9 protein-coding genes, 1 tRNA gene and 2 pseudogenes are annotated in these 8,640 nt (G+C 67.5%); 8 read left to right on the forward strand and 4 right to left on the reverse strand.

Going from position 1 to position 8,640, the window contains the following annotated elements; genetic code table 11:
• Window positions 1-239 precede the first annotated feature (239 nt).
• The 4 genes and pseudogenes from WH07_RS17330 to WH07_RS17345 all read left to right on the forward strand — a co-directional run bounded on the left by WH07_RS17330 (window position 240) and on the right by WH07_RS17345 (window position 3,634).
• Window positions 240-1,479, forward strand: a pseudogene (locus tag WH07_RS17330) (FAD-dependent monooxygenase).
• A 185-nt stretch (window positions 1,480-1,664) separates the two neighbouring features.
• Window positions 1,665-2,600, forward strand: coding sequence for an aldo/keto reductase (locus tag WH07_RS17335; RefSeq protein ID WP_046500868.1), 936 nt, complete (start codon window positions 1,665-1,667; stop codon window positions 2,598-2,600).
• A 116-nt stretch (window positions 2,601-2,716) separates the two neighbouring features.
• On the forward strand, window positions 2,717-3,199 hold the full coding sequence (locus tag WH07_RS17340; RefSeq protein ID WP_232788939.1) for a transposase: 483 nt from the start codon (window positions 2,717-2,719) through the stop codon (window positions 3,197-3,199).
• 78 nt (window positions 3,200-3,277) lie between these two features.
• Complete coding sequence (locus WH07_RS17345; RefSeq protein ID WP_046500870.1) at window positions 3,278-3,634, forward strand: hypothetical protein; 357 nt, start codon at window positions 3,278-3,280, stop codon at window positions 3,632-3,634.
• Here the strand turns inward: WH07_RS17345 and WH07_RS38890 are convergent.
• A protein-coding gene (locus WH07_RS38890; RefSeq protein ID WP_408645864.1) for an IS5 family transposase occupies window positions 3,624-4,444 on the reverse strand; the annotation gives its coding sequence in 2 pieces (ribosomal slippage) (window positions 3,624-4,087 and window positions 4,087-4,444; 822 coding nt in all). The genes WH07_RS17345 and WH07_RS38890 overlap by 11 nt on opposite strands.
• 6 nt (window positions 4,445-4,450) lie before the next feature.
• Here WH07_RS38890 and WH07_RS17360 point away from each other — a divergent pair.
• Complete coding sequence (locus WH07_RS17360; RefSeq protein WP_079023305.1) at window positions 4,451-5,179, forward strand: aldo/keto reductase; 729 nt, start codon at window positions 4,451-4,453, stop codon at window positions 5,177-5,179.
• Here the strand turns inward: WH07_RS17360 and WH07_RS17365 are convergent.
• Window positions 5,167-6,024: a hypothetical protein gene (locus tag WH07_RS17365; RefSeq protein ID WP_046500871.1), complete on the reverse strand. Its 858-nt coding sequence runs from the start codon at window positions 6,022-6,024 to the stop codon at window positions 5,167-5,169. The genes WH07_RS17360 and WH07_RS17365 overlap by 13 nt on opposite strands.
• A 43-nt stretch (window positions 6,025-6,067) precedes the next feature.
• Between WH07_RS17365 and WH07_RS38895 the strand changes: the two genes are divergently transcribed.
• Window positions 6,068-6,211: a hypothetical protein gene (locus tag WH07_RS38895; RefSeq protein ID WP_332836362.1), complete on the forward strand. Its 144-nt coding sequence runs from the start codon at window positions 6,068-6,070 to the stop codon at window positions 6,209-6,211.
• 40 nt (window positions 6,212-6,251) lie between these two features.
• Window positions 6,252-6,727 (forward strand): annotated as a pseudogene (locus tag WH07_RS17370) (SAM-dependent methyltransferase).
• A gap of 172 nt (window positions 6,728-6,899) precedes the next feature.
• On the opposite strand, the gene WH07_RS17375 reads toward WH07_RS17370, so the two are convergent.
• Window positions 6,900-7,613 carry a VOC family protein gene (locus tag WH07_RS17375; protein WP_046500872.1) on the reverse strand — a complete coding sequence of 238 codons (714 nt, stop codon included), beginning with the start codon at window positions 7,611-7,613 and terminating at the stop codon, window positions 6,900-6,902.
• 224 nt (window positions 7,614-7,837) lie between these two features.
• On the opposite strand from WH07_RS17375, the gene WH07_RS17380 reads away from it, so the two are divergent.
• Window positions 7,838-8,101 (forward strand): hypothetical protein, encoded by a 264-nt coding sequence (locus tag WH07_RS17380; protein WP_052744441.1) that lies wholly within the window; start codon window positions 7,838-7,840, stop codon window positions 8,099-8,101.
• 356 nt (window positions 8,102-8,457) lie between these two features.
• On the opposite strand, the gene WH07_RS17385 is transcribed toward WH07_RS17380, so the two are convergent.
• A tRNA-Gly gene (locus WH07_RS17385) sits at window positions 8,458-8,531 on the reverse strand.
• Window positions 8,532-8,640 lie beyond the last annotated feature (109 nt).

The raw sequence follows: 8,640 nt of genomic DNA on the forward strand, positions 1-8,640 counted from the left end.
CTAGGCCCTGTCCGGCCGATCTTCGCGGGCCCGGAACGCCTGGCACGGCGCCTCGCTGCGTTGTCGGAGTCGTCCAAGTACGTCCAGTACGAGGACGATCCTCCGCCTTCCGATGCTCCCCCGTAGCCTGAACGGCACGGGAGGGACCCCCTCCACCTCCACCAGCCGCCCCGGGCTGATCCACGAAGATCGACCGGACAGGACCTAGTCGTCCGCACCATGAGCAAAGGAGTCAAGGAATGACCCGCACCGATCAGCGAACGGACATCCGTACCACGCCGAGGCGCACGGTCCTGATCTCCGGGAGCGGCATCGCGGGTCCCGCCCTCGCGTTCTGGCTGAACCGCTGCGGATACGCGGTCACAGTGGTGGAGAAGGCGGGCACGCTTCGCAGCGGTGGCTAACCCATCGACGTACGCGGCACCGCACTGGAAGTCGTCCGGAGGATGGGGATCCTGCCGCGGCTGCGGGACGCGCACATCGACCTGCGCCGGCTGACCTTCCTCGGCGGGGACGGCGGCGAGGTGGCCGCGGTCCACCCGCACACCGTCACCGGCGGTGTCGGGGGACGGGACCTGGAGGTACGGCGCGGCGATCTGACCGACGCTCTCCACGCGGCGGTCCGTGACGACGTGGAGTTCTTGTTCAACGACTCCATCGACTCCATCGACACCTTCGACCAGTCGGGCCACGGGGTCGATGTCACCTTCCGCGGGGGCGGCAGGCGTACGTTCGACATGCTGTTCGGCGCGGACGGTGCGCACTCACGCACGCGCGAGATGCTGTTCGGCCCCGAAGAGCGGTTCCACCGGTATCTCGGCCACCGCTTCGCCGTGTTCACGATGCACAACACCTTCGGGCTCTCCCACGAGACCGTGATGTGGAACACCCCGGGCAGGGCCGCGGCACTCTACGCCGTCGGTGACAACGACGACGTACACGCCTTCCTGAACTTCGCGCACCCGGAACCGCCGTCCGACGCGTTCCCTGACCCGAAAGCCCAACGGGACCTGATCGCCGAGGTCTTCGCCGACGCGGGATGGGAGGTCCCGGGCATGCTGGCCGCCATGCGCGACGCGGACGACGTGTTCTTCGACGCGGTCGGCCAGATCCGCATGCCCCGCTGGTCCAGCGGCAGGGTCGCGCTGGTGGGCGACGCCGCGTACGCGCCCTCGTTCCTCACCGGACAGGGCACCAGCCTCGCGCTCGTCGGCGCGTACATGCTCGCCGCCTCCCTGGCCGACCGGGACCACACCGCGGGCTTCGCCGCGTACGAACAGGGCACCCGTGCGTTCCGTGACCGCGAACCAGGACCTGGTCGGCGAGGGCGGAGCCACCCTCTTCCCGACCACCGCCGAGGCCCTGGAGCGGCGCAACGACAGGCTCCGCAGTCTCCGCACCACCCCCGCCACGGAGGGCCGCCCGGCCCGACCGGCCCATGCGGCCCTCACCCTGCCCGAACACATCCCCACGACATGAGCCCGACCCCGCCACCGAAGCACTGCCAGCGTCAGGCATCACTGACGTCAGGCATCGTCGACGACAGGCATGACCGCCGGCAGCCAGCTGCCGGGCCGCCTGCCGCCGATGACTGTCCGCCTCCTAAGGTGCAGAGTGGACCCGTTTGTACTGTGCGGACCTGAAAATTTGAAAGGAAAGCCGTCGTGAAGACCTTCACCCTGCCCGGCACCGACATCCTCGCGCCGAATGTCGTGCTCGGCTTGATGCGTATCGCCGACAAGACGGACGAGGACATCCGCGAACTCGTCCGCACCGCGCGCGACGCGGGCATCGACTTCGTCGACCACGCCGACGTGTACGGAGGCGAGCTGCACCATTGTGAACGCCGCTTCGCCGACGCGATGGCGCTGAGCCCGTCGCAGCGTGACGAGATCACGATCCAGACCAAAGCGGGAATCGTGACGGACGGGCCGTACTTCGACTTCTCTTACGAGCACATCGTCAAATCGGTCGAGGGCTCACTCGCGGCCCTGCGGACCGACCGCATCGACATCCTGCTGCTGCACCGCCCCGACGCACTTGTCGAGCCCGAAGAGGTCGCCCGCGCCTTCGACGAGCTCGAATCCTCTGGGAAAGTGCGCGCCTTCGGTGTCTCGAACCAGACCCCGCGCCAGATTGACCTGCTGCGCAAGTACGTACGTCAGCCCATCGTGGCGAACCAGCTTCAGCTCTCGATCACACACGGGCCGATCATCGCTCAGGGTGTCGCTGCGAACATGCTGGCGGAGCAGCAGTCGGTCACCCTCGATGGCGGAGGGATCGTCGACTACTGCCGTCTGAACGACATCACCATCCAGGCGTGGTCCCCCTTCCAGGCCGGTTTCTTCACGGGTGTCTTCCTCGGCTCGCCGGACTACCCCGAGCTCAATGCCGTCATCGACCGTCTTGCCGCCCAGTACGACGTCCCCGCCATCGCGATCGCGACCGCCTGGATCACGCGCCACCCCGCCCAGATGCAGGTCGTGCTGGGCACCACCAGCCCGGAGCGCGTCGCGGGCGCCGCCCAGGGCTCCGAACTCCCACTCACCCGGGCCGAGTGGTACGAACTGTTCCGCGCGGCGGGTCACCTCGTTCCCTGAACCGGGCTGACCGGCACGACCTGATCTCCGAAACCGGACCGCACCGGCCGGTGCGGCCCAACAACTCATTCTCAGGCCTCCTGCCCGCACGGTTCCGACCCTCGTGGGAAGGCCGCGTGACGGCGGGCCGCAGGCCTTGGCGGCGACGTGAATTCGGGACAGCCAGCCAGCTCCCATCGGGACGCTGGCAGGCGCGCCACCGAACTCCGGACGGCACCCGCCGAACGCCGGAGACCTTCGCGTCGGACCCGGTCCTGGAGCAGATCAAGGTGTTCTACCGCGGCGAGTCAGTTGTCCTGGTCTGGGACGGCCTATCCGCCCACTGGAGCCGGGCGATACGGGCCGAACAGGACTGGCTCACCCTGGAGCGATTACCCGCCTACGCTCCCGAGCTCAACCCGGTGGAACTGCTGTGGTCCTCTCTCAAGAAGCGCGAACTCGCCAACCTCGCCGACGACCACCTCGCCGATGTCGCCGACGCCGCCGAGCAAGGCATCCACCGCATCAACGCCAACCTCCGACTGCCATGGTCATTCCTTGCCCATACCGGCCTGACCATCCGCCCACCCCACCCACCGAACTTACGAAAACATCAGTAAGACGTCGTTTCTTATGGGTGACGCTCGCGCCGTTGACCGACCGCGCGGATGTCAGTGCGGTATGGGAGCCTCCCGGGCATGACTTACGACCTTGCTGTCTGGGAAGGCGAGAGACCAGCGGATGACAAGACCGCCGGCCTGATCTTCAGCGATCTGTACGACCGCTACATCGATGGGGAGGTGGAAGAGCCTCCCTCCGAACGCATTGCGGCCCACGTCGCTGCGTTGCTTGAGCGGTGGTGCGACATCACCGAGGACGACGAGGACACCTCGCCCTGGTCCACTGGTCCGTTGATCGACGAGGCAAGCGGTCCGCTGATCTACTTCGCCATGCGGTGGAGCATGGCTGAAGAGGCATCGGTCTACGCGGCGGCCGTCGCGCAGTCCATGGGGCTGATCTGCTTCGATGTTCAGCAGGACCGGCTCAGGCCGTGAGCGCAGTAATCAATCGGCGGTAGCCGATGAGGGTTGCGGCTATGCCGACGAAGGCGAGGAAGTGTTCGGCCTTGCGTTCGTAGCGGCGGTGGAGCCTTCGGCAGCCGGCCAGCCAGGACACGGTTCTCTCCACCACCCAGCGGTGCCTGCCCAGCCGTTGTGATGACTCAATGCCCTTACGTGCGATGCGGTGGCGGATGCCACGCTGGTGGAGCCATCGGCGCAGGTGGTCGTAGTCGTAACCCTTGTCTGCGTGCAGTTTCGCCGGTCTCCGGCGCCGGGGCCCGCGGCGGGACCGGATGGGCGGCATGCCCCGCACGAGCGGTTCCAGACCCTGGCTGTCGTGCATGTTCGCACCGGAGATACCCAAGGACAGCGGCAGCCCGTTCCGGTCACAGATCAGGTGGATCTTCGATCCCAGCTTGCCGCGATCGGTCGGATTCGGTCCCGTCAGCGGCCCCCTTTTGCGGCGCGCAGGCTGACCGAGTCGATCGCGCACCGGGACCAGTCCAGCTCACCCCACGCTCCGAGTTCGTCGAGGATCACGCGATAGAGCCGGGCCCAGACCCGGTCCCGGCTCCACTGGGCGAACCTGCGGTAGACCGTGGGCCAGGCGGGGCCGAACACCGGCGGCAGCTGCCGCCACGTGCAGCCTGACGTCGCCACGAAGATGATCGCCGCCAAAGCTTCACGGTCACCTGCCCGATGCCGACCACCACCCTGCGGACGCGTGACCACTGTCGGCCGCACCACTCGCCTGAACAGCACCCACAACTCGTCCGGCACCAGCCGCTCAACGAGATCAGTCATGTACGGATCAACAACCGATCACGCCATAAGAAACGACGTCTTAGCCGCTTCACGCTCTCCACTAAGGTCGGCTTCTTCCCGGCTGCTGGACGGGCCGAGCACTCCCTCGACCCGGGCCGACTCCGGGAAGCCATGGAGCAGACGAACCGCGACCTGGGTCGCGCGCCGGACCTGGTGTTCCTGCACAACCCCGAGCGCTCTCTCACCGGCCCGCCGGACGCCGCGCGGGACGCTCTGGGCATGGCGTGCGCTGCCCTGGACTTAGCAGCGGCGGAGGGGCTGTGCGGAGCCTGGGGTATCTCCTCCTGGGATCCGCGCCCGCTGCCCGGACTCGCGGTCGGCTCCATGCCCAGGCCCGACGTGCTGATGGTCCGCGGGGGCCTCCTCGCAGGGATCGACGTCCTGGAAGCCTCCGAAGCTCTGGCGGCTCGGTGGGGCCTCTGCACGGCCCAGCTCTGGGGTATGAGCCCGTTCGGTGGCAGGGCCTCGGATCCGCTGTGGGGCACGCTCGACCCGCAGGTGTTCATCGAGGGCCCTGATGACGGCCTCTCGGCGCTGCAGGCCGCGTTCCGCACTGCGTACTGGCTACCGCGGGTGGGAAGGGTCGCCGTCGGTACGGATGACTCCTCCCACCTGCGGGAACTGGTCGACGCCCTGCGTTACGAAGCCGACGCACGGAACGTCCGTACGTACCGGCAGCTCCCCCGCGAACGGGCAGGCTGTCAGCCCCTTTGAAGGTCGTCCGCGACCCGTGCCGCCATGTCGCGTGCCGGTTGGAGGCGAGGGTCCTCGGGGTGGGGGTCCGGGGTCAGGATCTTCGCGCAGACGAAGAAGGTCATCAGCTTGCCGTCCCGGCTTTCCAGGTCGTGGCGCCGTTCGTGGCGGACGCGCTCGGCCAGCGCCGGGACGGCGAGCGAGTTCCCCCACAGCGATGCCGCGTCCAGACCTTGAGGGGCCATGCCCCAGTCCTCCCAGTCGAACAGGCAGAACCGTGGTCCCGTCATGTTCGCCCAGTGGAGGTCCGCGTGCGTCGGCCGCCATTGGTTCAACGCTGTGTCGGTGTCGGCATGGAGGAACCGCTGGATCGCCTCGGTGACACCGCTCTGGGTGATCGTGAGGGTGTCCGGGGTGGCCACGCGCCTCGTGTGCTGGACGGCCAGCGCGTCCAGCGACCTGTTCAGCGCGTGCCACCAGTCGTCCGGCAGGTGGGGGTCGGTGGCTAGGACGCTGCTGCCGATCGGCGCTCCTGGCAGGAGGTCCGTCTCGTCGGCCCGCCACATCACGGCATCATCGGGTTCGCGCCAAGCTGAGCCCCGGTGCCACTGGGGCCTGGCCACCCCATCCAGCAGGGCAGTGCATTCGGTTCCGTTCCAGCCTTGGCCTCCGATCTTGTCGAACCGGCGCCGCTCGATCCGCACCCAGGTGCCACGGTCGGTTCGCGCACCGAGCGAGCGCCGTTTACGTACCAGAGCCCCCAGGTCCAACGAAGTCTGGAAGGAACGCTCAACCTGGTTGAGTACGTCATCGACCGGCTCAACTCGCAGGTCGGTGTGGGGTGTAGCGGACAGAGAAGACGGCACTGGACTTCCATGGCGATGGAACGACGCTAGCGTCCTGGACGCGATGGAGGAGGGCATCTACTCCGGCCGTGCGCGGCAGGCGGTCGTGGATATGCGCCGTCTCGTCTCTCCGTACCGGCGCCGTGGCATTCCGGCGGTCGCCGAGCTGGACGCGCGGGCTGCCGTCTATCTCGCCCGAGTAGATTGACCCCCGTCGCCACGCAGGCTCGAAGGGGAGTGCGGATCGCGTGACGAAGTCACTGGAGATCAAGCCCATCGCCACCGTGGTCGGCGGACGTACCGAGCCCACCGACGACCGCTGGACGGGCACGGCCATCATCCGCCTGAACCCGGAGTTTCCCGTGGAGGTTGTCCGGGTCTGGAGGAGTTCTCCCACCTGCTGGTCGTCTGGCACTTTCACAAGGCGTCACCCGGCGATGTTGCTCTCCACGCTCGCAGTCCCCGCAACAATCCCGAGTGGCCGTCCACCGGAACGTTCGTCCACCGCAACCACCGCCGGCCGAACCAGCTCGCCCAGTCCTTTCCTCGGCTGCTGAAGGTCGACGGCCTGGACCTGCACGTCACCGACCTGGACGCGATCGACGGAAGCCCGGTCTTCGACCTCGCCCCGTACTTCCGGGAGATGGGCCCGCGTGGGGAGGTACGCGAGCCCGGCTGGCCGGGCGAGATGCTCGCGGACTACTGGGACGACGCGCAGGACTGACCACACCACCTCCCTCCGGAGACACGTTGGAGCCTGTTCGCGTGTGGAGTTGGGTGTGGCTCTCCTCGTGGGACGCGCTGAGCTGCCGGTTTGGTGATGGGGTACCTGTTCGAATTTCTGCTGCGTTCCCCGCCGCAGAAACCGCCAACCGCGGCTCCCGTAGGTTCCGGCGTCACCGGTGTGTGAGCACGCGGAACTCGTTGCCGTCGGGGTCGGCCAGCAGCACCGCGCCGTCCTCGCCGTGGGCGGAGTCGAGACGCTTCGCTCCGAGGGAGAGAAGGCGCTCGACCTCCGCCTGCTGATCGCCGTCCGGCGCGAGGTCGAAGTGCAGGTCCTTGCCGGGGTCCGGCATCAACGGCGGACCGCCCCACGTGATCTTCGTACCGCCGTTCGGCGACTGGATGGCGGTCTCCCCGTCCTGGTCCCAGACCAGCGGCCAGCCCAGCGCCTCGCTCCAGAAGTAGCCCACGGCCTGCGAACCATCGCAGGCGAGCGCTCCGATGAAGCCACAGCCGGCGAGGAAACTGTTGCCCGGCTCGATAACACAGAACTCGTTGCCTTCGGGGTCGGCGAGCACCACATGGGGCGCGTCCGGTCCCTGGCCGACGTCGGCGTGCTGCGCGCCGAGGTCGAGCGCCCTGACCACAGTCTCCTGCTGGTCCTCCGGGGAGGAGCTGGTGAGGTCGAAGTGCAGCCGGTTTTGGGCGACCTTCTGCGCCTCGGTGGGACGGAAGCCGAGGCGGTAGCCAGCGTCATTCCCGGATATCAGGGAGACGCCGTCGTAGGAATCGTCGGCTTTCTCCAAGCCCAGGACCCCGGACCAGAAATGCGCTAGGCGCTCCGGCTGGTGCGAGTCGAAGGAGAGTGCGATGAGTCGGCTGGTCATTGCGCCACGCTTCCTCGGTCCGTTGAGTGCCAACTGTTGGCAGGGCGCCGTGTCAGCGCCTCGAACGAGGATAGGTACAGCTCTCCTGCGCGGAAGTGCTGAGCTGCCGATTTGTTGATCGGGGCTGTTGTCGGATCGTTGTCCTCCTACCGTGACGGTGGAGGAGGCGGTGTCGATGGTGTCGTTGATCGAGGCGTTGGAGGCGCGGGAGGCTGCGACCCCGAGTGCGGGTCGAGGAACTCGTGTCGCCAATCGCGGAGTCGACGGTGCGCCTGGAGGCCGAGCGGGAGGCGTGGTCCCGGTTGCGGGTGACGCGGGAGACGGTGGCCGAGGTGGTCGCGGAGATGTCTGGTCCGGACGGGGCGCCGGTCGCGGAGCAGCCGGTGAAGCCGACGGCCGGTGACCAACCGGGGCGGCTGGTCGGGGCGATCACGGTGCCGCACTGGCGGGTTGGCCGACCCCGCGACCGCAAGGCTGGCGCATCATGAGGCGGAGGAGCTGATCGAGGAGCGGGGGCCTGAGGGTTGCTAGGGCCGGGGGAGGTAGCACCCATGGGGCGGTTGAGAGTCCACTTTTAGCCCTCAACTTCCCAGGTCAGAAGAGGAGTTGGCGTGTTCGTGGCCGCCGCTTCCGGTACTCGGGCCGGCCGACGTGTACGTGACGCGGGTCACATAAAGTCGATCTCGTCATTCGAGACATTCATCGAACGAATAAACGAAGGGCTTGGGGTTGCCTGCATGGGCGGGATGTTCCGCCCCCCTCAAGTGGTGCGTAAGTGGTGCGATAGGCCATGAGAGGTCTAGACAACAAAGAAGCCCCGGGTCGCCGACCTGGGGCTTTTGCGTGGAGCGGGTGACGAGAATCGAACTCGCGCTCTGAGCTTGGGAAGCTCATGTTCTACCATTAAACTACACCCGCGAAAGTGGGGCTCTCATCTGCCCCGCATCGTCGGATACTCTACCCCATCGTCGACCCCGGGCGTGTTTCGCCGCGGGGTCGCTGTGTTGTTCGGGGGTGGGCGGTGGGG

Origin of the sequence: Streptomyces odonnellii (assembly GCF_000981895.1) — a bacterium.
Lineage (GTDB): Bacteria > Actinomycetota > Actinomycetes > Streptomycetales > Streptomycetaceae > Streptomyces > Streptomyces odonnellii.

Bases quoted from the DNA above. Each gene is read 5' to 3' on its own strand.
- WH07_RS17345 (WP_046500870.1), top strand. From the start codon at position 3,278: ATGACTTACGACCTTGCTGTCTGGGAAGGCGAGAGACCAGCGGATGAC.
- WH07_RS38895 (WP_332836362.1), top strand. From the start codon at position 6,068: ATGGAGGAGGGCATCTACTCCGGCCGTGCGCGGCAGGCGGTCGTGGAT.
- WH07_RS17375 (WP_046500872.1), bottom strand. From the start codon at position 7,613: ATGACCAGCCGACTCATCGCACTCTCCTTCGACTCGCACCAGCCGGAG.